This window comes from Micromonospora sp. NPDC006766 (genome assembly GCF_040636055.1).
Classification (GTDB): domain Bacteria; phylum Actinomycetota; class Actinomycetes; order Mycobacteriales; family Micromonosporaceae; genus Micromonospora.
Genome location: NZ_JBEYIX010000006.1, coordinates 13,799 through 37,931, shown reverse-complemented (window position 1 = coordinate 37,931; position 24,133 = coordinate 13,799). Strand labels below are relative to the sequence as shown.

Below are 24,133 nucleotides of genomic sequence, written 5' to 3'. Positions count from 1 at the left end.
CGCTGGTGGAACGAACCCACCGTCGCGAACCCGCAGGTCGGGCGCGCCGGCTGGCTCACCCCCGCACAAACCTGGCGAGCCAACGGCGGCCGCTGGTGACCAAGCCGCACACCCCGATCCGGCCACTCTGGCTCTGCCGCGCCTGCACCGCCCCCTGGCCGTGCCCGATCGCCCGGCTCACCCTGCTGCGCGAGTACGCCGACGACCGGGTGGCGCTGCTGGTCTACCTGGGCGGGATGCTGCACGACGCCGCCGGCGAGCTGCACATCCTGCACCCGGATGACGGGCCGACGAAGCGGTGAACGAGTCGACCGGATAGTGAAAATCCTCCCGGTCGGTTCGCATCACCGACCGGCAGGAGATGGCCTTGGCGTCAGGCGAGGCGCCAGACCTGGAAGGTGGGGCCGTCGGCGGGGAGGGTCACCGCGCCGTCGGCGTCGGGGCGGAGGGCGGGGGCGCCGCCGTAGATGTTCTCGCCGGCGGGCAGGCCGGTCAGGCGGACCGGGGTGCCGGGGACGCGGCGGGCCAGCACCAGCAGCGACCCGGTGGGCGCCTCACGCAGGAAGACCAGGCTGTCCGCGTCCGCGTACACCCAGCGCAGGCCGCCGTGCCGCAGCGCCGGCTCACCGCGGCGCAACGCCAGCAGCGACCGGTACGCGTCGAACGTACGCCGGTCCCAACTCTCCGGCCGGTGCCACGGCATCGGGGTACGCGAGCCCTCGCCGTTCGCGCCGGTCAGCCCCAGTTCGTCGCCGGCGAAGATCACCGGGGTGCCCGGCATGGTGGCGAGCAGCCCGGCGGCCACCTCCTGCCGGGCCGCGTCGCCGACCACGGTCCGGATCCGGGCCGAGTCGTGCGAGCCGAGCAGCTGCCACGAGTGGACGTACGACCGCCAGGAGATCAGCGACCGGTAGGTGTTCATGGTGGCGAGCACCGCGCCCGCGTCCCGCCGCCGCACCCCGCCCGGGGTGCCGAGGAAGTTGGGCAGCGGCTCGTCACCGTGGCGCAGCCAGGACCAGACCGGGTCGGTGAAGCCGACGTAGTTCATGGTGCCGTGCCAGCCGTCCCGGTCCAGGTCACCGGTGTGGTCGTGGCCGTGCTCGGCGAGCAGCAACCCGTCGGCGCGGGTCTCGGCGACCACCTCGCGCAGCAGGCGGGCCACCTCGTGGGTGTACGCGTCAGCGCCGCGCCGGCCGGTCATGTTCGCCACGTCCACCCGCCAACCGTCCAACGCGTACGGCGGGCGCAGCCAGCGGCGCAGCAGCGAGTCCTCGGCGGTGGCGAAGCGGTGACGCAGCTCTGCGCTGCCCCAGTTGAGCTTCGGCAGCGACTTGACCCCGTTCCAGGAGTCGTAGTCACCGGTCACCTCGTCGAAGTAGTACAGCTCCCGCTCGGGGGCGTGCACGTCGGTGACCGCGGCGGTGAACCACCGGTGGGCGTCGCCGGTGTGGTTGCTGGTGATGTCGCCGAGCAGCCGCCAGCCCCGGGCGTGCACCGCGTCGGCCAGTCGGGCCAGGGCCGCGTCCCCGCCGAGCAGCGGGTCGACGGTGTCGAAGCTGGCCGCGTCGTACCGGTGGTTGGAGCGGGCCGGGAAGACCGGGGTGAGGTAGACGGTGTTGACGCCGAGCCGGTCCAGGTGGTCCAGGTGCTCGGTGACGCCGTCCAGGTCGCCGCCGTAGAACTGGTACGGCGTCTCCGGCCCACGCCCGATCACTGGCGTGTCCCAGTCGCAGGGGATGGCCCAGTCCGGCACCGCCCGGCCGTCGGCGGCGGCGGACCGGGCGAACCGGTCCGGGAAGATCTGGTAGATCACCGCGTCCCGGGCCCAGGCCGGCGGCGGGGCGTAGCTGACCAGCTTGAAGTCACCGTTGTCGGGCACGTCGTGGTCGACCAGGCCGGCCGCGTTGAGCCAGCGACAGCCCTTCGCACCCTCGAGCAGGAAGCGGTAGTTGCTGACCGGGTTGCGGACCTCGACGTCGGCCCGCCACCACACGTCACCGCCCTCGGTGCGGTCGACCGCGGCCTCGGCGAAGTGCGGCTCGCCGTCGCCGGTGGTGCGCACGTGCACCTGGCGGACGTCGGCGCCGGCCGGCACCCGGACGAAGACCGGGACGGTCTGCCCGAGCGTGGGCTCCTGCTCGGGCACGTAGGTGGCGGATCCGTCGTGGTGCGGCTGCAGCATGATCATCCCTTGACCGCTCCGGAGGTGAGCCCGGAGACGATGTAGCGCTGGAGCAGTTGGAACACCAGCACCGTGGGGATCGCGGTGAGCAGGGTGCCCGCCGCGAACATCCCGAAGTTGTTGTTGCGCTCGCCGGCCACCAGCCCGAACATGCCGACCGCGAGGGTCTTCGACTCGGCGTTGGTGAGGAACACGTTGGCGATCATGAATTCGTTGATCGTGCCGATGAACGACAGCAGCGCGGTCACCGCCAGGATCGGCGCCACCAGCGGCAGCATGATCCGGAAGAAGACCTGCGCGTGCGAGGCGCCGTCCATGGTGGCCGACTCGTCCAGTTCCTTCGGCAGGGTGTCGAAGAAGCCCTTCATCAGCCAGGTGTTCACGCCCAGCGCGCCACCCATGTAGAGCAGGAACAGTCCCCACGGGGTGTTGAAGCCGATCGCCGGCCACAGGTCGGTGACCGTCGTGAAGATCAGGAAGATCGCCACGATGGCCAGGAACTGCGGGAACATCTGGATCAGCAGCAGCGCGAGCAGCCCGACCCGCCGCCCGGCGAACCGCATTCGGGAGAACGCGTACGCCGCGAGCGACGACAGGAAGATCGACACGAAGGCGGCCGTACCGGCGATCAGCAGCGAGTTGAGGAACCAGTGACCGAACGCGGTCTTCTGGAACAGGTTGGTGAAGTTATCGAACGACGCCCCGGTCGGCAGCAGTTCCGTCGAGGAAAGGGTGCCGAGCGGGTTCAGCGCCGCGGAGAGCACGAACAGGATCGGGAAGAGGCTGAACACCACCGCCAGCATGCCGACGACGTGCCGCCAGCCCACCTGGGCGAACCAGCGGTTCCGTGCCCGCCCGGAGATCTGGCTGCTCACGAGTACACCTCCTCCTGCTTGCGGGTACGCCGGAAGCTGATCGTCGACACCGTGGCCACGATCGCGAAGATGAAGATCGAGACTGCGGCGGCCATGCCGTACTCGGCGCCCTGGGCGCCGAAGGCCAGCCGGTAGGTGTAGGTGATGAGCAGGTCGGTCGCGCCGTTGGTCGGGTTGTCCGGCGCGAACGGTCCGCCCTCGGTGGTCAGCCAGATCGCGTTGATGTTGTTGAAGTTGTACGCGAACGACGCGATCAGCAGCGGCGAGAGCGCGACCAGCAGCAACGGCAGGGTGACCGCCTTGAACGACTGCCACGGCGAGGCGCCGTCGACCGAGGTGGCCTCGGTCAGCTCCCGGGGGATCGCCTGGAGCGCACCGGTCGTCACCAGGAACATGTACGGATAGCCCAACCACAGCTGCACCAGCAGCACTGCGGCGCGGGCCGTCCAGGCCCCGCCGAACCAGTCGACGCCGAGCCCGAAGAGGTTGTTGACCAGGCCGAAGTCGGTGTTGAACATGTCCCGCCAGACCAGCAGCATCGCGAACGACGGCATGGCGTACGGCAGGATCAGCAGCACCCGGTAAAGGTTGGTGCCCCGCATCCGGGGGGAGTGCAGGGCGAGCGCGATGCCCATGCCGAGCAGGAACGTCAGCCCGGTCGAGCCGATCGCGAAGGCGAAGTTCCAGAGCAGCGTGCCGAAGAACGGGCCGGAGATGTTCGGGTCGGTGAGCACCCGGCTAAAGTTCTTCAGCCCGACGTTGACCTTCCAGCCCTGGGCGAGCCGCTCCCCGTCGGCGGCGACGAAGGAGCCGCTCGCCGCGTCGGCGGTCCAGGTCTTGCCGGTCTCGCTGTCCTTGATGCAGTCACAGCCCGCGTCGTACGCCCGCACGGCCGTGCCCTCGTACGCGCGCGACAGGCCGGTGGACCGGATGGCGCCGCCGGAGGTCGGCACGATCAGGTCGGTGATCTCCTGGCTGCGGACGCTGGCCTGGCCGAAGTTCAGCACCGTGTAGCCGTCGGCGGCGGTGACCTTGCCGGTCGGGCTGACGGTGACCTGGCCGGCGTCGAGCTTGCGCAGCCCGCCCGCGTCACCGGCGGAGACCTCGTGGGTCTTCGGGTCGGCCAGCAGGAAGACCAGCGGGCCGGTGGCCGGGTCGCCCGTGGTGGCGATGGAGAGCGCGTACTCGGGCGAGCCGGGGACCTGGTGCACCGAGGAGGTCTGGATGGCGACGATCGCGTCGTCCTTGCTGCCGCGGTGGCCGTCGCCGAAGTTCGTGAACGCGGTGCTCGCCGTGTAGAGCACCGGGAAGACCTGGAAGGCAATCAGGAAGAGCGTGCCGGGGACCAGGTACTTGGCCGGGATGTGCCGGCGGGTGAGGTAGAGGTAGAACAGGCCGGCGGTGGTGGCCGCCAGGATGGCCAGCCCGATCCAGTGCGCGGCCTCGATCAGCGGGAACGCCGCCCAGATAGCGATCCCGGCCACCAGGCCGAGCAGGACCACCTTGACGACGAGACCGGTCGCGGTGATCGGCGCGTGGTTCCGCGCGGTGCGGGACGTACGCGGGAGCCCCCGGCGAACGGGCTCCCGGCCCGGGGTCTGCGTGGCAGACCCCGGGCCGGACAGCGGCGTGTTCATTACTTGATCTGGCCGGCGATGGTCTTGCCGGCGGCAGTCATGGTGCTGGCCGGGTCGGCGCCACCGATGATGGCGGCCTCCGCCTTGCCGAACGGGTCCCAGATCGCGGCCATGGCCGGGATCGCCGGGAGCACGTGACCGTTCTTACCGGCCTCGGCGAACTTGGCCAGGTCCGGGTCCTCACCCTTGACCTGGTCGAAGGCGGCGGTCAGCGCCGGCGGGCGCGGCTCGGCGTGGTACAGCGCGACGGCCAGCTCGGGCTTGGTCACGTAGTTGGTGACGAACTCCTGGGCCAGGGCCTTGTTCTTGCCCTTGGCCGCGACGTAGAACGCCTGGACGCCCACGAACGGCTGGGCCTCCGCGCCACCGGCGAAGCCGGGAACCGGGGAGATGTCGTAGGAGATGTTGGCCTTCTTGGCGTCGCCGATGGCCCACGGGCCGGAGACCAGGAAGGCGCACTTCTTGCCGGTGAAGGTGGCGATGGAGTTCTCACCGGTGATGGAGCGCTTCAACGCGCCGTCGCCCTTCTCACCGAGCTTCGCGATCTTCTGGAAGGCCGCGATCGACTCCGGCTTGCCCACGCCCAGGTCGGCCGGGTCGTAGTCGCCGTTGGCGTCGGTGCCGAAGAGGTAGCCACCGCCGGAGGTGTACAGCGGGTAGATGTGGTACGCGTCGCCGTTCTGGCCGGACTGCAGGCAGAGGATCTCGCTGGCCTTCTTCTCAGCCTGGAGCTTCTTGCCGGTCTCGACCAGCTCCTCGATCGTCTTCGGCGCCTCGGGGGCCAGCTCGGTGTTGCGGATCAGCGCGATGTTCTCGGTGGCGTACGGCACGCCGTAGACCTGGCCGTTGAAGGTGACCGCCTTCACGGCGACCTCGCTGAACCCGCTCTTCTGCTCGGCCGAGAGCTGCACCGGGTCGATGGCGCCGTTCTGCACCAGGTTGCCGATCCAGTCGTGCGCGCCGACCACGACGTCCGGGCCGCTGCCCTGCTGAGAGGCGGTGACGAAGTTGGTCTGCAGGTCCTTGGAGACGGCCTGGACCTCGACGGTGACGCCGTTCTCCTGGCCGAACGCCTCGGCGAACGGCTTGAGGGCCGCGGTCCGCTTGTCGTCGGCCCAGATGACCAGCTTGCCGCCGGTCGCCTTGCCGGACTCCTTGGCGGCCGGCTTGTCGCTGCCGCTGCTACCGCAGCCGGAGGCGGCGAGCGCCAGGCCGAGGACAGCGACCACACCCGTGGTACGGATGCGCATCGGTACTCCTGTCGTCATGGCGGCCCGCCGGGGGAAGGACGACCCGCCAGTGGAAACCTCTGTAAGTTCTTGCTGACCGGCGCTGGTGGGCCGCGCCGCCGCTCTCGCATGTTGCGGGGACGTTAGCAAGACGTTTCAGAGAATGGAAGGGCTTGCAACAGTGTACGCAAGAACTTGCCCGTAAGCTAAAGTGCCGCCATGCGCGCTCGTCTGTCCGACATCGCCCAACAGGCCGAAGTCAGCGAGGCCACGGTGTCGCGGGTGCTCAACGACCGCCCCGGAGTGGCTCCCGAGACCCGGCAGGCCGTCCTGACCGCCCTCGACGTGCTCGGCTACGAGCGCCCCGCCCGGCTGCGCAAGCGCAGTGCCGGGCTGGTCGGGCTGGTGGTGCCGGAGCTGGAGAACCCGATCTTCCCGGCCTTCGCCCAGGTGATCGAGTCCTCGCTGGCGCAGAGCGGCTTCACCCCCGTGCTGTGCACCCAGACCCCGGGCGGGGTCCGCGAGGACGAGTACGTCGAGCTGCTGCTGGACCGGCAGGTCTCCGGCATCGTCTTCGTCTCCGGTCTGCACGCCGACACCACCGCCAACCACGACCGGTACCGGGCGCTCATCGCCCGGCCGCTGCCGATCGTCATGATCAACGGCTACACGCCGAACATCCCGGCGCCCTTCGTCTCCTGCGACGACCGGGAGGCCGCCGACCTCGCCGTGGCCCACCTGGTCGCCCTGGGCCACCGCCGGATCGGCCTGATCACCGGCCCGGACCGGTTCGTGCCGGTGCAGCGCAGGGTCGGTGGCTACACCTCGACGATGCAGCGCCTCACCGACGTGTCCGACCACGAGCTGGCCGAGCTGACCGAGCTCTCCCTCTTCGGTGTCGAGGGGGGCGAGGCGGCCGCCGGCCGGCTGATCGAGCGCGGGGTGACCGGCCTGGTCTGCGGCTCCGACCTGATGGCGCTCGGCGCGATCCGGGCCGCCCGCCAGCGCGACCTGTCGGTCCCCGGCGACATCTCCGTGGTCGGGTACGACGACTCCTCGCTGATGGCCTTCACCGACCCGCCGCTGACCACCGTGCGCCAGCCGGTCGCCGCCATGGCGGTGGCCGCGGTACGGGCTCTGGTCGACGAGATCAACGGCCATCCCTCCCCGCACTCCGAGTATCTGTTCCGGCCGGAGTTGGTGGTTCGCGGCTCCACCGCGGTGGTCCGCCAGGCCGGCGCCGGCGCCAAGCCGCAACGCCCGGCCCCCTCCTCGCTCGTCGTCCCGGCCTAAGTCACAGCAGTTCTTGCGCAAGATTTGCTTGACTCTTGCAGCACTCCGGCGGCATCCTACTCAGATGCCCCTTACCCGTCAGCCACGCCGACGAGGGGCTTGCCGTCGTACCGCGCCAGAGAACGGGGTCCGTCAACCATGACCGCCGCCACCCATCCCACGCCGCTGATCTCCGACAACGACTGGTGGCGATCCGCGGTCGTCTACCAGGTGTACGTCCGCAGCTTCGCCGACGCCAACGGCGACGGCATCGGTGACCTCCAGGGCATCCGGGAGCGCCTGCCCCACCTGCGCGACCTCGGCGTGGACGCCCTCTGGCTGACCCCCTTCTACACCTCGCCCCAGATCGACGCCGGCTATGACGTGGCCGACTACCGCAACGTCGACCCGCTCTTCGGCGACCTCGCCGACTTCGACGCCATGATCACCGATGCGCACGCCCTGGGCCTGCGCATCATCGTCGACCTGGTGCCCAACCACACCTCCAGCCGGCACCCCTGGTTCGAGGCGGCGCTCGCCGCCGGTCCCGGCTCCCGCGAACGCGAGCGGTACCTGTTCGCCGACGGCAAGGGCGAGACCGGCGAGCTGCCGCCGAACGACTGGGAGAGCATCTTCGGCGGCCCCGCCTGGACCCGGGTCGCCGACGGCCAGTGGTACCTGCACCTGTTCGACCCGGCCCAGCCCGACCTGAACTGGCGCCACCCGGAGGTACGCGCGGAGTTCGAGGACATCCTGCGGTTCTGGCTCGACCGGGGCGTGGACGGCTTCCGAATCGACGTGGCGCACGGAATGATCAAGGCCGAGGGGCTGCCGGACGTCGGCTTCAACTCGATGACCACCGGCCAGCGCCAGTCCGAGCTGCTGGGCAAGGGCCGGCTGCCGTACTTCGACCAGGACGAGGTGCACGACATCTACCGGGCCTGGCGGCCGATCCTGGACAGCTACCCCGGCGGGCGGATGGCGGTGGCCGAGGCGTGGGCGGAGACCCCGCAGCGGCTCGCCCGCTACGTCGGCCCGGACGAGCTGCACCAGGCGTTCAGCTTCGACTTCCTCGACGCCACCTGGTCGGCCGACTCGTTCCGCAAGGTGATCGACACTGCGCTCGCCGAATCGACAATCGTCGGCGCCCCGACCACCTGGGTGCTCTCCAACCACGACCGACAGCGGCATGTCACCCGGTACGGCGACGGTGAGGTCGGCCTGCGCCGCGCCCGGGCCGCCGCCCTGCTGATGCTCTCGCTGCCCGGCTGCGCGTACATCTACCAGGGCGAGGAGCTGGGCCTGCCGGAGGTGCTGGACCTGCCCGACGAGCTGCGCCAGGACCCGGCGTTCCTGCGCACCGGCGAGAGCCGGGACGGCTGCCGGGTGCCGATCCCGTGGAACGGCGAGCTGGCCCCGTACGGCTTCGGGCCAGCCGGCAGCGAGCTGAGCTGGCTGCCGGCCCCGGCCACCTGGCACACCCTCTCGGTGGCCGCCCAGACCGGCGTGCCCGGCTCGACCCTGGAGCTCTACCGGACCGCCCTGCGGACCCGGCGCGAGCACCCGGCGCTGGCCGGCCTCGACGGCATCGCCTGGCTGGAGGCCGAGCCCGGAGTGCTCGCGTTCCGCCGCACCGGCGGGGGCGTCGAGTTCACCTGTGTGGTCAACCTCAGCGGCGCCGCGGTCACGATCACCGGCTACGGCCTGCCGATCGTCGCCAGCACCGACCTCACCGAGCAGGGCGACGGGCACGTCCTCCCGGTGGACGCAGCTGCGTGGTTCGAACGGCGCTGAGCCGGGTAACCCGCCATTGACCTGGTCGTCCGTTGTGCTCCGCGCCGACGGGCGGCTGGGCAACCGACCCCTTGTGGTGGGGGGTGAGGTGGCGCCGGCGCCTCGGGGAGTCTGCTCCCCGAGGCGCCGGTGTCCAAGCTGGGACGGCCGCTCAGCCCTCCTTGCCGGTGAGCAGCTCGGCGATCCGGGCGAAGCCGGCCCGTACCTCGTCCCCGCTCGGCACGGGCGTCGGCACCGGCTCCCGCTCGGCGGCCAGCTCCAGCTCCTCGTCGATGGTGTCCTCGAAGTCGCCGTAGAGGTCCGCCTGGTCGACCTGGGTCGCCTCGTCCTCGGCGGCGAGCTGCGCCGCGGCGATCTCGCCCCGAATCTCCTCCGGCGTCAACGCCGGCAGCAGCGGCTCGACCACCGCCATCAACTGAGCCTCGGCGACCACCGCCTCGGCCAGGGCGAGCGCGTGCGGCCGCTCGTACGGACCGCAGACCACCGGTTCCCACTCGTCCTCGTCGCCGAGCGGCCCGAAGGTGATGATCCACGGCAGGCCGAGCATCGGCGAGTCGTCCGGCAGGTCCAGTGTCACGAGCGCCCCCACGCGCCAATCATGGTCGCTCCCGCCGGGAATGCGGGCGGCATTCGCCGCAACTGACACCGATCCGAGCTGAGGGGCCGCTACTCGTTCAGCCGGGGCCGCTTGCCCCGCCTTCGCTCAGTCCTGTCTGGCGGTGTCGAGGGCGGCACGGACCAGGGCGAGGGCGCGGTCCGAGGGGACGCCAAGCCGCCGGGCCTGCACGGCGTACTCGGTCGCGGCGCGGTGCAGGCGGTCGGTCGCGTCGTCGCGGCCCGGCGCCACCACGGTGCCGTGCCGGCCCCGGGTCTCCACCAGGCCGGCCCCCTCCAGCTCCCGGTACGCCCGGGCCACGGTGTTGACCGCCAGCCCCAGCTCGGCGGCGAGCTGCCGAACCGCGGGCAGCCGGGTGCCGACCGGCAGCCGGCCGTCCCCGATCATGCTGGCGAGCTGCCCCCGCACCTGCTCGTACGGGGGCACCGCCGAGCCCTGGTCGATCCGGATCCGCGTGGTCATCCCGCCCCTCCGGGGGTGCCTGGTTCGGTCACCTCGTCGGCCTCCACGTCCACCTCCCGGGCCGGGCGGCCCTCGGCCAGGTCCACCACCCGGCCGTACCGGCTGGTCGCGGCCAGCGCCGCCCCGAACAGCACCAGCTGGTTGAGCAGGTAGAGATAGAGCAGCAGCCCCACCGCGGTGGTGACCACCGTGTACGCCGGGTTGCGCTCGGTGCGCATCACGTAGTAGCGCCCGACCGTGTTGAGCAGGGTGATGCCGACCGCGACCACGAGCACCACCGGGCGCAGCCGGCGGCGGCTCATCCGCAGCCGGGGCACCGCCACCAGCAGCGCCCCGGCCAGCACCATGTTGACCAGCACGCTGAGCACGGCGCTGAGCGTGGTCAGGCCGATCGACCCGGTGCTACGCAGCAGGAAGCGCAGCCCCGACTCCAGCGCGTCGACGGCGGCGACCGAGATGCCGAGCAGCACGAAGACCGCGACCAGCACCCCGAGGTCGACCAGGCGGCGCACCACCAGATTGCCGGGCTGCTGGTTGAGGCCGTACATCAGCCGCTGCGAAGAGCGGATCGCCTCCACCCAGCCGATCCCGGTGAAGACCAGGATGACCAGGCCGACCACCCCGACGGTCTTGCTGCTCTGCGCGATCTGCTGCGGATCGAGGAAGGGCAGGTTCTTGCCGAGGAAGTTGGCCGCCGCCCGGCTGACCTCGTCGCTGTCCTTCAGGATCGCGCCGAAAACCGCGTACCCGACCAGGGCGAGCGCGAAGACCGCGAAGAAGCCGTAGTAGGCGATCGCCGCGGCGAGCCGGCCGGCGAGCACGTCGGCGTAGAGCGTCCCGGCCCGGAACAGGTGGTCGAAGGCCGGCAGCCGATCGCGCGCCGCGTCGATCCGGCGACCGAACGCGGCCCCGACCCGGCCGAGCACGTGGCTCAACCGCCCAGCCGAAAGTCGCGGCGCGGCTGCCACCGGGTCGCACCGCTGTGCGAGAAGAGCGTGAACGCGTCCACCTCGAACAGCGCCGAGAAGCCGGCCAGGTCGTCGTACGCCTTGTCGAGCGCCTCGGGCGGGACGTCCTGGGCCACCGTGACATGCGGGTGGTACGGGAAGCGGGCCTCCCGGTGCAGCTCGGGGGCCGAGTTGATCGCGGCGGCGAGCAGCTCACACTCGCTGATCCCGGCCGCCACGGCCACGAAGACGACCTGGGTGACCGGACGGAACGTGCCGGTGCCCCGCAGGTGCAGGGTGAACGGCAGATGCGCGGCGGCCACCCGAGCCAGGTGCTCCTCGACGGTGGGCAGCGCCCGCGCCGGAATCTCGGTGGGCCCGAGCAGGGTGACGTGCGCCGGAACGACCTGCGGATCGCCGGCCTCGACCCGGCGGCGGGTGAGCATCCCGCCCCACGGCTCGGGGATGTCCACCGCGATCCCGATCTCGATGGTGTCGCCGGTGCCCGGCACCCCGTCCCTGCTGTCCACGCTCCCCGCCACCCTCCGTACCTTTTCGACGTGCCCGGGCCGTTACTGGGACTGCAGCGGAGGGAAGAAGCCGATCCGGTCGTACGTGGTGCGCATTGTCTCCGCGGCGACCACCCGAGCCTTCTCCGCGCCCTGCGCGAGCAGCTTGTCAAGCTGGGCCAGATCGTCCAGGTAGGTGCGGGTGCGCTCCTGGATCGGGGTGAGCGCCTCCCGAACCACCTCGCCGAGATCCTTCTTCAGATCGCCGTAGCCCCTGCCGTCGTAGGCGGCGACCAGGTCGTCGATGCCACGGCCGGAGAGCGCGGAGTAGATGCTCAGCAGGTTGGCGATGCCGGGCTTACCCACCGCGTCGAAGACGATCTCGCGGCCGGTGTCGGTGACCGCGGAGCGGATCTTCTTGGCCGAGCGGGCCGGGTCGTCCAGCAGGTCGATGATGCCGGCCGGCGAGGAGGACGACTTCGACATCTTGGCGGTCGGGTCCTGCAGGTCGGTGATCTTCGCGGTGTCCTTCACGATGTGCGGCGCGGGCACCGTGAAGGTCGGCCCGAACAGCGTGTTGAACCGCTGGGCCAGGTCGCGGGAAAGCTCCAGGTGCTGGCGCTGGTCCTCGCCGACCGGCACCGCGTTGGCCTGATAGAGCAGGATGTCGGCGGCCATGAGGACCGGGTAGGTGAAAAGGCCGACGCTGGCCCGCTCGCTGCCCTGCTTCTGCGCCTTGTCCTTGAACTGGGTCATCCGGCTGGCCTCGCCGAAACCGGTGATGCAGCCGAGCACCCAGGCCAGCTGAGAGTGCTCGGCAACCTGGGACTGGACGAAGAGGGTGCTGCGGTCCGGGTCGATGCCGACGGCCAGGAGCTGCGCGGCGGCGACCCGGGAACGCTGCTTGAGCACCTTCGGGTCATGGCCGGCGGTGATCGCGTGCAGATCGACCACGCAGTAGAAGGCGTCGTGGCTCTCCTGCAGGGCCACCCAGTGCCGTACCGCGCCCAGATAGTTGCCAAGGTGGAACGAGTCGGCCGTCGGCTGGATGCCGGAGAAGACGCGGGGGCGGGCGGGTACGTCGGACATGCCGGCAATTCTGTCAGCACCACCCGGGACGCGTCATGACGGGCCGGCGGATCGGCTCTGGGCGGGCGTCACCCGGGCCGTGACCTCGCGTCGCTGCTCCGGCAGGCGCGCGGCGGAGACCGCCAGCCGGGACACCCGCCGCCCCTCCAGCCCGAGCACCCGCAACAGCCAACCGCCCGGCGGGTCGTCCGGGTCGGGTCCGCCTGGGCCATCCAGGGCGGGAACCACGGGCACCTCGTCCCCGGCGACCGGGAGCCGGCCCAGGGCGGCCATCACGAAGCCGCCAACCGTCTCGTACGGCCCGGCGGGCAGCGGCACCCCGGTGCGTTCGACGAAGTCGGCCAGGTTGAGCCGGCCGTCGACGACGGCGGGCAGACCGGCGACCGCCGGTTCGGACGGCCCGTCGTCCTCGTCGTGGATCTCGCCGACCAACTCCTCGATCAGGTCCTCGCAGGTGACGATGCCGGCCGTGCCGCCGTACTCGTCCACCACCACGGCCAGGTGGTGCCCCTCCCGGCGCATCTCGGTGAGCGCGGCCAACACCCGCTTGCTGCCGGGCAGTCGCTTCACCTCGCGGGTCAGCTCACCGATGCCGATGCCGATGCCGGCGCCGCTGCCGTGCTCGGGCCGCAGCAGCACGTCCCGCAGGTGCACGAAGCCGACCACGTCGTCGTGGGTGCCGTCGACCACCGGATAACGGGTGTGCGGCTCGGCCCGAACCAGCCGCTCCGCCTCGGCGACGGTGAGCCCGACGGAGAGGAACACCACCTCGGTACGCGGCACCATCACCTCGCGTACCATGCGCGCCCCGGCCACCAGCACCTCGTCGATGATCCGCCGCTCGTCGGGGTCGAGCACCGTGTTCGCGGCGACCAGGTCGCGCAGATCGGCTTCGCTGATCCGCTCCCGGCCGGCCGTCGGGCTGGCCCCGAGCAGATCGGTGACCAGGCGGGTGGCGCCGTCGGCGGTGCGGACCAGGAGCCGGGCGACGGTCCGGGCGACCGGACCCGGTTCGCGTCGCGGCCGCCCCGGCGATCGTCGCCGGAGCCCGCGGCCGCCTGCCTCCCGCATAGAGAGCATGGTAGACAGCGGACGCGACGGCCGTAGGGTGATCGTGGACGGTCGCCGGGGCGCGGCCAGGCAGGAGGATCTAGGTGAAACTGCTCGTCACCGGCGGCGCCGGATACGTCGGCAGCGTGGTGGCTCGGATGCTGCTGGACCACGGCCACGACGTGACCGTCCTGGACGACCTGCGCACCGGCCACCGGGAGGCCCTCGCACCCGAGGCGACCCACATCGACCTGCCGGTGCACGAGGCCGCCCGGGTGCTCACCCCCGACGCCGGCTTCGACGGCGTGCTGCACTTCGCCGCGCTCATCGCCGCCGGCGAGTCGATGCTCCGGCCGGAGCTCTACTGGCAGAACAACACCGTCGGCTCGCTCGCCCTGATCGACGCGGTACGCGCCGCCCGGGTGCCCCGGCTGGTCTTCTCCTCCACCGCCGCCGTCTACGGCAACCCCACGGAACTGCCCATCCCGGAGACCGCCGTCAAGGCCCCCACCAACACGTACGGGGCGACCAAGCTGGCCGTCGACATGGCGCTCACCTCCGAGGCGATCGCGCACGACCTGGCCGCCGTCTCGCTGCGCTACTTCAACGTCGCCGGGGCGTACCTGCACGACGGGCGGGCCCTCGGCGAACGGCACGACCCGGAGACCCACCTCATCCCGCTCGCCCTCGACGTGGCCGGCGGGCGGCGCGAGAAGCTGCAACTCTTCGGCGACGACTACCCCACCGTCGACGGCACCTGCATCCGCGACTACATCCACGTCGCGGACCTGGCCCGCGCGCACCTGCTGGCGCTCGACGCCGCCGCGCCCGGCCGGCACCGGATCTACAACCTGGGCAACGGCAACGGTTTCACCAACCGCCAGGTGATCGAGGTGGTCCGCGAGGTCACCGGCCATCCCGTGCCGATCGAGGTGGCCCCCCGCCGCGAGGGCGACCCGGCCGAGCTGGTCGCCTCGTCCGCGCTGGCCCGCGAGGAACTGGGCTGGGTGCCGGAGAAGCCGACCCTGCACGACATGGTCGGCGATGCCTGGGCCTTCTACCGGGAGCACGTGCTGGGGCGGCGGTGACCGCCGCACCGTCGGGCGACGTCGCAGCCCGCGCCACCGCCGGCTACCGGCAGCGGTACGGCGGTGAGCCGGCAGGCCGCTGGGCGGCTCCCGGCCGGGTCAACCTGATCGGCGAGCACACCGACTACAACGACGGTTTCGTGCTCCCCTTCGCGCTGCCGCTGCGTACCGTGGTCGCCGCGACGCCCCGGACCGACGCCCGCTGGACGGTCTGGTCGGAGCTGGACGCCGACCCGGTCGAGTTCGGCCCAGCCGACGTCGACGAGCCCGGCCGGGTCACCGGCTGGGCCGCGTACGTGGCCGGGGTCGTCTGGTCGCTGCGCGCCGCCGGGCACGCCGTTCCCGGCGCGCGGCTGGCCGTCGCCTCCGACGTGCCGGTCGGCGCCGGGCTATCCTCCTCGGCGGCCCTCGAATCGGCGGTGCTCGCCGCCCTGGTCGACGTGGGCGGGCTGGACCTGCCCGCCCCGCGGTGGCCCCGGCTCGCCCAGCGCGCCGAGAACGACTACGTCGGCGCGCCCACCGGGATCATGGACCAGTCCGCGGTGATCCGGGGCCGGTCGGGGCACGCCCTCTTCCTCGACTGCCGCAGTGAGAAGATCGAGCAGATCCCGTTCGACCTGGACTCCGCCGGGCTGGCCCTGCTGGTGATCGACAGCCGCGCCCCGCACCGGCACGCCGATGGGGAGTACGCCGCCCGCCGCCGGTCCTGCGAACGGGCCGCGCGCACCCTCGGGGTGCCCGCCCTGCGCGACGTGGCCGTCGCCGATCTCGACGCGGCACTGGCGGAACTGCCCGACGACGAGACCCGCCGCCGGGTCCGGCACGTGGTCACCGAGAACCAGCGGGTGCTCGACACGGTCGCGCTGCTGCGCGCCGGCCGGATACGCGACGTCGGCCCGCTGCTGACCGCCTCGCACGCCTCGATGCGGGACGACTTCGAGATCACCGTGCCGGAGGTCGACATCGCGGTCGAGGCGGCTATCGCCGCTGGGGCGTACGGTGCCCGGATGACCGGCGGTGGCTTCGGCGGCTGCGTGCTCGCCCTGGTCGAGGCGTCCGCCGCCGACGCCGTGGCGGCCGCCGTGGCCGGCGCGTACGCCGAGCGCGGCTTCGCCGCCCCCGGTGCCGTCACCGTCGTCCCGGCCGGCGGCGTCACCCGCGTCGACTGACCGGCCCTACCCGGACGGCCGACGCGGGTGCGGGCCGTGCTCCGTGGAGCCGGGGCCCCGGCACGGTCGCCGGGGCCCCTCATCCCATGATCAGCGCAGCTCGTACGCCCGGATGACGGTCTGGTCGAAGGTGTTGCCCTTCGCGTCCGTGCCCGAGGCCTTGAGCGACACGAAACCGGCCGCCTTCGGGTGGGTCACCTGCACCTGCCACGACCCGCCGTGGTGCAGCACCGGCACGTTCTTCCAGGTTTTCCCATCGTCGTAGGACACCCGCACGGTCAGCTTGGTCACCTTCGCCGAGCCCTCGGTCTGGGTGATCGTCACCGGGTAGACGGCCACCCTGCCGGCCTTGCCGACGTTGTGGTCGTCGAGCGGCGGTGCGAAGCTGACCGCGGTCAGCGGCAGCGCCTGGGGCTTGTCGGTGTGCGCCGAGCGGAACGTCCAGCTCACCGACAGCTTGGTGGTCAGGCGTGCGTCGCGTTCCAGGCTGCCGTCGAAGCGGAACGTCGCCGCGCCCGGGGCCACGTTCCCGGCGGACACGCCCGGACCCTGATCGGACTCGGCGATGAGCTTGCCGTTGCGGTAGAGCGCCCCGTGCCCGGAGGTGATCTGCCCGAATCCGGCCCGGCCCTGACTGTCGCCGAGCAGCGCGGGCGAGATCTCCATGAGGTCGCCCTCACGCAGCGCCGGCACGTCGTCGGAGAACAACGGCGCCACGCTCGGCCCGAACACACCCCTGTTCCACTGCTCCTGGTAGGTGCGCCCGGCACGGTAGGTGGCCAGGGCGGCGTGGACGGACAAGGTCTCCGGCCACTCGTCGCCCTCGGCCGGCCCCTCCACGGCCAACAGGTTCTGCCATGGCGCGTCACTCGCGTAGAACTCGGTGTGGGTGGACGGAAGCGGAGTCTCCCAGGCGAAGGCCCAGCCGCTGTCGCCGCCCGGTGGTGCGAAGGCGAACAGCTTCACGCCGGCGCTGCCCGGCACCGCCACCGCGTGCGAGGACCGCACCGTGGCGAAGTCCTTCGGCTTCAGGTGTTTGACCAGCCCGCTGAGCAGGTCGTTCTCGCTGTGCCAGCCCACGTTGTAGACGTGCGGGGTGCCGGACCGGCCGCCCTGCTCATCCGCCGTGACCAGTGTGCCGCTGACCTGCGAGCTCAGGCCCTTCGCCGGCTTGGGCCCGATCAGCTTGCTGAAGATCGAGGCGAAGTCGTCCTTGCTGACTCCAATGTAGAGGCTGGAATCCGCGCCCACGGTGTAGGTCGCGTTGAACGCCGCCAGCATCGTCACCGCGTTCGTGTCCGGCACGGTGACGTCGAAGCCCTTCGCGCCGCGGGCGTCCATCGACACCGTCGTCGGCCCGCTGACGGTCAGTTGCGGATACATCAGCTGCGAGGTGCTGAGGCGGCCCCCGTCCTCCTCGTCGACCCAGCTGAACGCGAAGTACTCACCTGGAGACAGGCGCAGATCGTTGCTCGCTCCGAAGACCACGTCACTCCAGCTCAGGTCCTTGCGCAGCAGCACCGTCATCGCGTTGTCGGCCGGGGCGCCGCCGCGTTCGGTCGCGGTGACCTTCACCGGGTACTTGAGCTCCTCGCGTACCACGCCGAAGGGGATCTGCACCGAGACGCCCGCCGCGGTCGCGGTGACCTGGCCGCCGAGGCCGCCGGTCACGTCACCGCCCTGGCGGGTGTCGGCGGTCAGCGTCACCGAGGCCTGCCCGCCCGCCGGCACGGTCACCGTGTCAGCGTTGAGCGAGAAAATCCCAGCCGGCGCGTCCGTGGTCAGCCCGAGGCTCAGGGTCACCGGAGCGCTGCCACCGTTGTGGTAGGTGACAGTGCTGCTGCGCACCTCGTCGTTGTCGTGCGGCCACTCCTGCAACCCGAACGTCACCGACGTCGGCGTCGTCGTGACCTGCTGGCTGATCGCCCGGGCCACGTCCACCCGACCCGCACCCTGCGCGAACACCCCGACCCCGCTGGCCGGCTTCGCCGAGGCCATCAGCGACGCCTTCAACTGCCCCGCAGCCCACCCCGGGTGCGCCTGACGCAGCAACGCCGCCGCGCCCGCCACATGCGGAGTCGCCATCGACGTGCCATTCAACGGCATGTACAGCTGACCTGGCGCACCCAGGAACCCGTCCTTGCTACGCGCCGCCACGATATCGACGCCCGGCGCGGCGATCTCCGGCTTCACCGCCCAGCCGTCAGCGCTGGGGCCTCGGCTGGAAAAGTCGGCAAGCTCATCGGACTTCGTGAACGCCGCAACCGCCAGCGCCGCCTCCGCCGTCGCCGGGGAACTCACGCTCTCGTCGTCCCCGTCGTTGCCCGCCGCGATGACGAACAACGTGCCGTGCTGCGCGGTCAGGCTGTTGACCGCCTCCTCGAGCGGGTCGACCTCGGGGCCGTTCGGCCCGCCGAGGCTCAGGTTGACCACGTTCGCCCCGGACTCGGCGGCCCACTGCATACCCGCCAGGATCCACGACTCCGCACAGCCGCGCTGGACGCAGACCTTCCCGTCGAGCAGCGACGCGCCCGGCGCGACACCCTTGTACTTCCCGCCGGAACCGGCGCCGCTGCCCGCGATGGTCGACGCGACGTGGGTGCCGTGGCCGACCAGGTCACGGTCGTCCTCCTCACCCTCGGTGAAGTTCCGCCGCGCCGAAACCTTCCCAACCAGGTCGGGGTGCGTGGCATCGACGCCCGTATCGAGCACTGCGACCCGCACGCCCGTGCCGTCGAAACCGGCCGACCAGGCCGTGGGCGCGCCGATCAGCGGCACGCTCTGGTCCAGCGCCGGCTCACGTACCGCGTCGAGCCAGATCTTGCCCGCGCTCAGCTTGCTGCGAGTCGCCGGCCAGCGGGCGGCCAGCGACTGAGTGGGCGTCTCGGCGGCGAAGCCCCGCACCGCGGGCAGCCGCCGCGCCACGGTCAGACCCGGCGCGGCGGTGGCGCCGGAGACGACCAGCGGCATCGACGACGGACGCACGGCCTGCACCGCCAGCAACTCGGTCACGTCGAACAGCCGCTGATCGAGCCGGTCCGCCCGCAGCAACGGCACCGCATCCGACGGGATCACATACTGATGCTTCCCGGCCCGGTAACTGTGGAACGTAACGCCCTTACGCGGCGCGATGCCGAAGCGGCCGTCGCCGAACACCGTCACCCGGTCACCGGTGATCAGCGACACCGTCCGGGCTTCGCCGGTGACGGCCGCCGGCTTGACCGCCTGCGGCGCGGCCGCCGGCCTGGCAACCGCAGGACCGGGCGCGCCCGTCAGCAACCGACGACGATTCCCCCGGCCAGTACCGCACTCGTGCTTCTGCTGGCTTGCATGCGCCTTCCCGTTCCTGAGACGGTCCCCCGTGGACCGTCTCTTATACAGATGTCGCTGCCGGTCGACGAATTACTCGAAACGGCGAGGAATCTGGGCATGGGAATGGGAATGGCGCGGGCGCCAGCGAGGCAGCGGTCAGCCGGCCTCGACGATCATCCCGGCGCCGACGGTGCGGTTGGTCGCCTCGTCGATGATGATGAAGCCGCCGGTGGTGCGGTTGCGCCGATATTCGTCGGCGAGCAGCGGGACCGTCGTACGCAGCCGGACCCGACCGATCTCGTTGAGCCGCAGCTCGCCGGCCGTCTCGTCGCGGTGCAGCGAATTGATGTCCAGCCGGTAGTGCAGGCCGCGCACGATCGCCCGCGCCGAACGGGTGGTGTGCTTGATGGCGTACTTGCCGCCGAGCTGCAACGGGCGGGTCTCGTCCAGCCAACAGACCATCGCCTCGATGTCCTGCGCGACCGCCGGGGCGTTGTTCGGCCGGCAGATCAGATCACCGCGCGAGATGTCGATCTCGTCGGTCAGCCGGACCGTCACCGACATCGGCGGGAACGCCTCGCTCACCGGGCCGTCGGCCGTTTCCACCGACGCGATCCGGCTGGTGAAGCCCGACGGCAGCACCATCACCTCGTCACCCGGCTTAAGCACGCCCGAGGCCACCTGGCCGGCGTAGCCGCGGTAGTCGGTGACGGTGGTGGACTGCGGCCGGATCACATACTGCACCGGGAAGCGCACGTCGACCAGGTTGCGGTCGGAGGCAATGTGCACCCGCTCCAAGTGGTGCAGCAGCGACGGGCCGTCGTACCAGGGCATGCGCTCCGAGCGGGCGACAATGTTGTCGCCCTGAAGCGCGGAGATCGGCACCACGGTCAGGTCCGGCACGTCGAGCTTCGCGGCGAACGCGGTGAACTCGTCGGCGATCCGCTCGAACACCTCCTGCGACCAGTCGACCAGGTCCATCTTGTTGACACAGAGAACCAGGTGCGGCACCCGCAGCAGCGAGCAGAGGAACGCGTGCCGCCGGGATTGCTCCACCAGCCCCTTGCGCGCGTCCACCAGGATCAGCGCCAGATCGGCGGTCGACGCGCCGGTGACCATGTTCCGGGTGTATTGGAGGTGCCCGGGGGTGTCGGCGATGATGAACTTCCGCCGCGGCGTGGCGAAGTACCGGTACGCCACGTCGATGGTGATGCCCTGCTCCCGCTCGGCGCGCAGGCCGTCGGTGAGCAGCGCCAGGTTGGTGTATTCGTCGCCCCGGGCCGCGCTGACCGCCTCCACCGCGGCGAGCTGATCGGTGAAGAGCGACTTCGTGTCATACAGCAGTCGGCCGATCAGGGTCGACTTGCCGTCGTCGACGCTGCCGGCGGTGGCGAACCGCAGCAGGTCCATCTGCCGCCCCTCGGGCAGCAGGGAATCAGCGGCCGGGGCCGTGGTGTCGACGCTCATCAGAAGTAGCCCTCCCGCTTGCGGTCCTCCATGGCGGCCTCGCTGACCCGGTCGTCGCCGCGGGTCGCGCCCCGCTCGGTGATCCGAGTGGCGGCCACCTCCTCGATCACCTTCTCCACCGTGTCGGCCTCGGAGCGGACCGCCGCGGTGCAGGAGGCGTCGCCCACGGTCCGGTACCGCACCTGGGCCTTGAACGGCTGCTCACCGGCGCGCGCCCGGAAGAACTCGTTTACCGCGTACAGCATGCCGTCGCGCTCGATCACCTCGCGCTCGTGCGCGTAGTAGATCGACGGCAACGGGATCCGCTCCCGGGCGATGTAGTGCCAGACGTCCAGCTCGGTCCAGTTGGAGAGCGGGAAGACCCGGATCGACTCGCCGGGGTGGTGCCGGCCGTTGTAGAGCGCCCACAGCTCCGGGCGCTGGTTCTTCGGGTCCCACTGCCCGAACTCGTCCCGGAAGCTGAACACCCGCTCCTTGGCCCGGGCCTTCTCCTCGTCCCGGCGCGCGCCACCGAAGAGCGCGTCGAAGCGGTGCTTCTCCACCGCGTCGAGCAGCACCGGCGTCTGGATCCGATTGCGCATCCCGTCCGCCGACTCGCGGACGAGGCCCTTGGTCAGGGCCTCCGGCACGCTGGCCACGATGAGCTGCAGGCCCAGCTCGGCGACGCGCCGATCCCGATATTCCAGGACCTCGGGGAAGTTGTGCCCGGTGTCCACGTGCATCACCGGGAACGGGATGTTGGCCGGGGCGAACGCCTTCTGGGCCAACCGGAGCATCACGATCGAGTCCTTGCCGCCAGAGAAGAGCAGCACCGGGCGCTCCATCTCGGCGACCACCTCGCGCATCACGAAGATGCTCTCCGCCTCCAGCGCGTCGAGGTGGGAGACCTGGTACGCGGCGGGAGACGTCATGACACGAACTCGATTCGCTCGGATCCGCACATCAGGGATTCCAGACCTTTCCGGTCGGACTCGTCAAGAAGAACCTCAGGTTACCCGCAATGGCGCTGCAGCGCCGCAAGCAACCGATCGGCGAGATCCTTCCGGCAGACCAGCAGGTCCGGCAGGCGAGGGTCGGCATCGTTATATTTCAGCGCAGAACCATCAATCCGGGAAGCGTGCAACCCGGTAGCCGTCGCCACCGCGACCGGAGCAGCCGAATCCCACTCGTACTGACCGCCAGCGTGAATGTACGCGTCGACCTCGCCGGTGACCACAGCGGCAATCTTCGCGCCCGCCGAGCCCATCGGCACCAGATGAGCGCCCACGTCCTCCGCCAGATCGGTCAGGAAGACCGGCGGACGGCTACGACTGGCCGCCAACCGGATGGCCCGCCCACCACCCGCGCCCGCCGCCTCCACAACCAGCGGCGGGTAGGCCGGCGGATAGTCCGTGCCCAGCACCCGATGCTGCGCCGGCAGCCCCACCGCGCCCGCGACCAAGCCGTGCGGCGTCGGCGCGTTCCGCGCCCAGAGCGCCACGTGCACCGCCCAGTCCGACCGGCCCTCCTCGGCGTACTCCCGGGTGCCGTCCAGCGGGTCGATGATCCACACCCGGTCGGCGGTCAGCCGGGACACCGGCTCGGGGCTCACCTCGGCCGTCCAGGCCAGCCGGGAGCCCTCGTCCTCCTCCGACAGCACCGCGTCCGCGGGCCGCCACCTCGCCAGCTCGGTGCGAATCAGGTCGTGCGAGACCTTGTCCCCGGCCGACCGCAACGCGCCGGGATCCCCGAAGCCCAACTCCGTGCGCAGGCTCATCAGCGCCTGCCCGGCCCGGGCCGCCAGCCACCGCGCGAACGCGCCGTCGATCATCGGAGGACTGCCCATGGGTCTCCGCTCCCCTCGCCCGCCGTCGCCGGCACCGCCACGCCAGAAAGGCGCAGACTACCGGCCCGGGCCAGCCACACCAGGCACACCCCGCCCGGAACTCACCCGCCGTGGTAAAGGTTCTGCGTCGGCTCCACCCCACGGGTGACCACCGACTCCACCACGTCCGCCGCCCGGTCGACCAGGAACTCCAACTCCTTACGCTCCACCGAGGAGAAGTCCGACAACACGAAATCCGCCGGATCCTGCCGGCCCGGCGGCCGGCCGATGCCAAACCGCACCCGCACGTAGTCCTTCGTGCCCAGCGACTTCGACATCGAGCGCAGGCCGTTGTGGCCGCCCTCGCCACCGCCGCACTTCACCCGCACCTGCCCGTACGGGATGTCCAACTCGTCGTGCACGGCGATCACCCGCCCCGGCGGGATCTTGTGAAACTGCGCCAGCCCGGCCACCGGGCCGCCAGAGAGGTTCATGTACGTCAGCGGCTTCACCAGCACCAACTTCGGACCGCCGAACCCGAGCCGCCCCTCGGCGCCCTCCGCCACCACGCGCCGGTGCCGCCCGAATCTGGCCCCCAACCGGCCGGCCAGCAGGTCGGCCACCATGAAGCCGACGTTGTGCCGATTACCCGCGTACTCCCGGCCGGGGTTGCCCAAGCCGACCACCAGCCACGGCCCCGCCTCGTCCGTCACGCCACGCCCCTTCCGTCACGCGCACCGCCACCCGGCGACCTCCCCGACACGCCGACAGGCGCCCCCGGGAACCGGGGACGCCTGTCGCACAGCCAGCAAGCCGATCAGGCCTCGGTCTTCTCCTCGGCCGCAGCCTCCTCGCCCTCGGCGGACGGCGCGCCCTCGGGGGCCTCGGCGGTCTCCTCGCCGACCTCGGCCTCGGCCTCCTCGGTGGCCACCTCGACCTCGGGGAGGGTGGCCTCGAGCTGCTCGGCGGTCGGCGCGGCGGTCACCGTGGCGACCGGCAGCTCCGGGTCGGCGACCAGCTCGACACCGGCCGGCAGCTCGACGTCAGCGGCGGTGACCTGGACGCCCGGCTCGGCGCCCTCGATCGAGGCCTCCAGGTGGTCCGGCACCTTGGTGGCGTCGGCGGTCACCGAAAGGGTGTCGTGGTCGTGCACGATCAGGGTGTCCTTCGCGGCCTCACCGGTCAGCTCCACCGGAACCTCGACGGTGACCTTCTCGCCACGGCGGACCAGCAGCAGGTCGACGTGCTCGAAGGTGTCCCGGATCGGGTCACGCTGGATCGCCTTCGGCAGCGCCAGCACCTGGGTGCCGTCACTGACCTCGATCGCGAAGAGCTGGTTCGCCCCGCCCTTACGGATCGCGGCGGCGAACTCACGCGCCGGAAGCGCGATGTGCTTGGGCTTCTCGCCGTGGCCGTACAGCACGGCGGGCACCTTGCCGGCCCGGCGGGTACGACGGGCACCACCCTTGCCGAACTCGGTACGGGGCTCGGCGCTGATCTTTACCTCGGACACGGGGAAACTCCTGATGCTTCGCTGCTGGCGGCTTGTCGTCTGGCGGTGCTGGGCGAGGGGCTCGCTGGGGGCTCATGCGTCATGATCGACTGCCCGGAGCACCGCGTCGATGACGGCA

General features: G+C 71.3%; 21 protein-coding genes. 5 read left to right on the top strand and 16 right to left on the bottom strand.

Annotation, left to right across the window (positions count from 1 at the left end; translation table 11 throughout):
- The first annotated feature begins 95 nt into the window (after window positions 1-95).
- The gene (locus ABZ671_RS09465) at window positions 96-302 is read left to right on the top strand and encodes a hypothetical protein (protein WP_357853943.1); all 207 of its coding nucleotides are present in this window, start codon (window positions 96-98) and stop codon (window positions 300-302) included.
- Window positions 303-373: 71 nt separating this feature from the next.
- On the opposite strand, the gene ABZ671_RS09460 is transcribed toward ABZ671_RS09465, so the two are convergent.
- The 4 genes from ABZ671_RS09460 to ABZ671_RS09445 all read right to left on the bottom strand — a co-directional run bounded on the left by ABZ671_RS09460 (window position 374) and on the right by ABZ671_RS09445 (window position 5,944).
- Window positions 374-2,185 carry a glycoside hydrolase family 13 protein gene (locus ABZ671_RS09460; RefSeq protein WP_357854322.1) on the bottom strand — a complete coding sequence of 604 codons (1,812 nt, stop codon included), beginning with the start codon at window positions 2,183-2,185 and terminating at the stop codon, window positions 374-376.
- Window positions 2,185-2,985: a sugar ABC transporter permease gene (locus tag ABZ671_RS09455; RefSeq protein WP_357854319.1), complete on the bottom strand. Its 801-nt coding sequence runs from the start codon at window positions 2,983-2,985 to the stop codon at window positions 2,185-2,187. The genes ABZ671_RS09460 and ABZ671_RS09455 overlap by 1 nt, the downstream gene beginning before the upstream one ends.
- A 68-nt stretch (window positions 2,986-3,053) precedes the next feature.
- Entirely contained in the window at window positions 3,054-4,694 is a 1,641-nt protein-coding gene (locus ABZ671_RS09450) for an ABC transporter permease subunit (RefSeq protein WP_357853940.1), read from the bottom strand.
- On the bottom strand, window positions 4,694-5,944 hold the full coding sequence (locus ABZ671_RS09445) for a maltose ABC transporter substrate-binding protein (protein WP_357853937.1): 1,251 nt from the start codon (window positions 5,942-5,944) through the stop codon (window positions 4,694-4,696). Before ABZ671_RS09445 ends, ABZ671_RS09450 begins: the two co-directional genes overlap by 1 nt.
- A gap of 198 nt (window positions 5,945-6,142) precedes the next feature.
- Between ABZ671_RS09445 and ABZ671_RS09440 the strand changes: the two genes are divergently transcribed.
- Together ABZ671_RS09440 and ABZ671_RS09435 are read left to right on the top strand one after the other, a co-directional pair.
- Window positions 6,143-7,216, top strand: coding sequence for a LacI family DNA-binding transcriptional regulator (locus tag ABZ671_RS09440; protein WP_357853934.1), 1,074 nt, complete (start codon window positions 6,143-6,145; stop codon window positions 7,214-7,216).
- A gap of 138 nt (window positions 7,217-7,354) precedes the next feature.
- Entirely contained in the window at window positions 7,355-8,989 is a 1,635-nt protein-coding gene (locus ABZ671_RS09435; protein WP_357853931.1) for a glycoside hydrolase family 13 protein, read from the top strand.
- Between the two features lie 151 nt (window positions 8,990-9,140).
- Here the strand turns inward: ABZ671_RS09435 and ABZ671_RS09430 are convergent, their stop codons facing one another.
- The 6 genes from ABZ671_RS09430 to ABZ671_RS09405 form a co-directional block, all read right to left on the bottom strand.
- Complete coding sequence (locus tag ABZ671_RS09430) at window positions 9,141-9,578, bottom strand: hypothetical protein (RefSeq protein ID WP_357853928.1); 438 nt, start codon at window positions 9,576-9,578, stop codon at window positions 9,141-9,143.
- A 114-nt stretch (window positions 9,579-9,692) separates the two neighbouring features.
- Window positions 9,693-10,067 carry a GntR family transcriptional regulator gene (locus tag ABZ671_RS09425; RefSeq protein WP_357853926.1) on the bottom strand — a complete coding sequence of 125 codons (375 nt, stop codon included), beginning with the start codon at window positions 10,065-10,067 and terminating at the stop codon, window positions 9,693-9,695.
- Complete coding sequence (locus ABZ671_RS09420) at window positions 10,064-11,002, bottom strand: YhjD/YihY/BrkB family envelope integrity protein (protein ID WP_357853923.1); 939 nt, start codon at window positions 11,000-11,002, stop codon at window positions 10,064-10,066. The genes ABZ671_RS09425 and ABZ671_RS09420 overlap by 4 nt, the downstream gene beginning before the upstream one ends.
- Window positions 10,999-11,544 carry a 2'-5' RNA ligase family protein gene (locus ABZ671_RS09415; RefSeq protein ID WP_357853920.1) on the bottom strand — a complete coding sequence of 182 codons (546 nt, stop codon included), beginning with the start codon at window positions 11,542-11,544 and terminating at the stop codon, window positions 10,999-11,001. The genes ABZ671_RS09420 and ABZ671_RS09415 overlap by 4 nt, the downstream gene beginning before the upstream one ends.
- Before the next feature lie 42 nt (window positions 11,545-11,586).
- Window positions 11,587-12,612: a tryptophan--tRNA ligase gene (gene trpS / locus ABZ671_RS09410; protein WP_357853917.1), complete on the bottom strand. Its 1,026-nt coding sequence runs from the start codon at window positions 12,610-12,612 to the stop codon at window positions 11,587-11,589.
- Between the two features lie 33 nt (window positions 12,613-12,645).
- Window positions 12,646-13,683 (bottom strand): hemolysin family protein, encoded by a 1,038-nt coding sequence (locus ABZ671_RS09405; protein ID WP_357853914.1) that lies wholly within the window; start codon window positions 13,681-13,683, stop codon window positions 12,646-12,648.
- 83 nt (window positions 13,684-13,766) lie between these two features.
- On the opposite strand from ABZ671_RS09405, the gene galE reads away from it, so the two are divergent.
- Window positions 13,767-14,750 (top strand): UDP-glucose 4-epimerase GalE, encoded by a 984-nt coding sequence (gene galE / locus ABZ671_RS09400; protein ID WP_357853911.1) that lies wholly within the window; start codon window positions 13,767-13,769, stop codon window positions 14,748-14,750.
- On the top strand, window positions 14,747-15,919 hold the full coding sequence (gene galK / locus ABZ671_RS09395) for a galactokinase (protein WP_357853909.1): 1,173 nt from the start codon (window positions 14,747-14,749) through the stop codon (window positions 15,917-15,919). Before galE ends, galK begins: the two co-directional genes overlap by 4 nt.
- Before the next feature lie 90 nt (window positions 15,920-16,009).
- On the opposite strand, the gene ABZ671_RS09390 is transcribed toward galK, so the two are convergent.
- From ABZ671_RS09390 to ABZ671_RS09365, 6 genes are all read right to left on the bottom strand, one after another.
- Window positions 16,010-19,198 carry a S8 family serine peptidase gene (locus ABZ671_RS09390; protein ID WP_357853906.1) on the bottom strand — a complete coding sequence of 1,063 codons (3,189 nt, stop codon included), beginning with the start codon at window positions 19,196-19,198 and terminating at the stop codon, window positions 16,010-16,012.
- 189 nt (window positions 19,199-19,387) lie between these two features.
- Window positions 19,388-20,698 (bottom strand): GTP-binding protein, encoded by a 1,311-nt coding sequence (locus ABZ671_RS09385; RefSeq protein ID WP_357853903.1) that lies wholly within the window; start codon window positions 20,696-20,698, stop codon window positions 19,388-19,390.
- Complete coding sequence (cysD, locus tag ABZ671_RS09380; protein WP_357853900.1) at window positions 20,698-21,609, bottom strand: sulfate adenylyltransferase subunit CysD; 912 nt, start codon at window positions 21,607-21,609, stop codon at window positions 20,698-20,700. The genes ABZ671_RS09385 and cysD overlap by 1 nt, the downstream gene beginning before the upstream one ends.
- 80 nt (window positions 21,610-21,689) lie before the next feature.
- Entirely contained in the window at window positions 21,690-22,523 is an 834-nt protein-coding gene (locus ABZ671_RS09375) for an inositol monophosphatase family protein (RefSeq protein ID WP_357853896.1), read from the bottom strand.
- A gap of 101 nt (window positions 22,524-22,624) precedes the next feature.
- Window positions 22,625-23,215 carry an aminoacyl-tRNA hydrolase gene (gene pth / locus ABZ671_RS09370; protein WP_357853893.1) on the bottom strand — a complete coding sequence of 197 codons (591 nt, stop codon included), beginning with the start codon at window positions 23,213-23,215 and terminating at the stop codon, window positions 22,625-22,627.
- A 104-nt stretch (window positions 23,216-23,319) separates the two neighbouring features.
- Window positions 23,320-24,015 (bottom strand): 50S ribosomal protein L25/general stress protein Ctc, encoded by a 696-nt coding sequence (locus ABZ671_RS09365; protein WP_357853890.1) that lies wholly within the window; start codon window positions 24,013-24,015, stop codon window positions 23,320-23,322.
- Window positions 24,016-24,133: the final 118 nt, after the last annotated feature.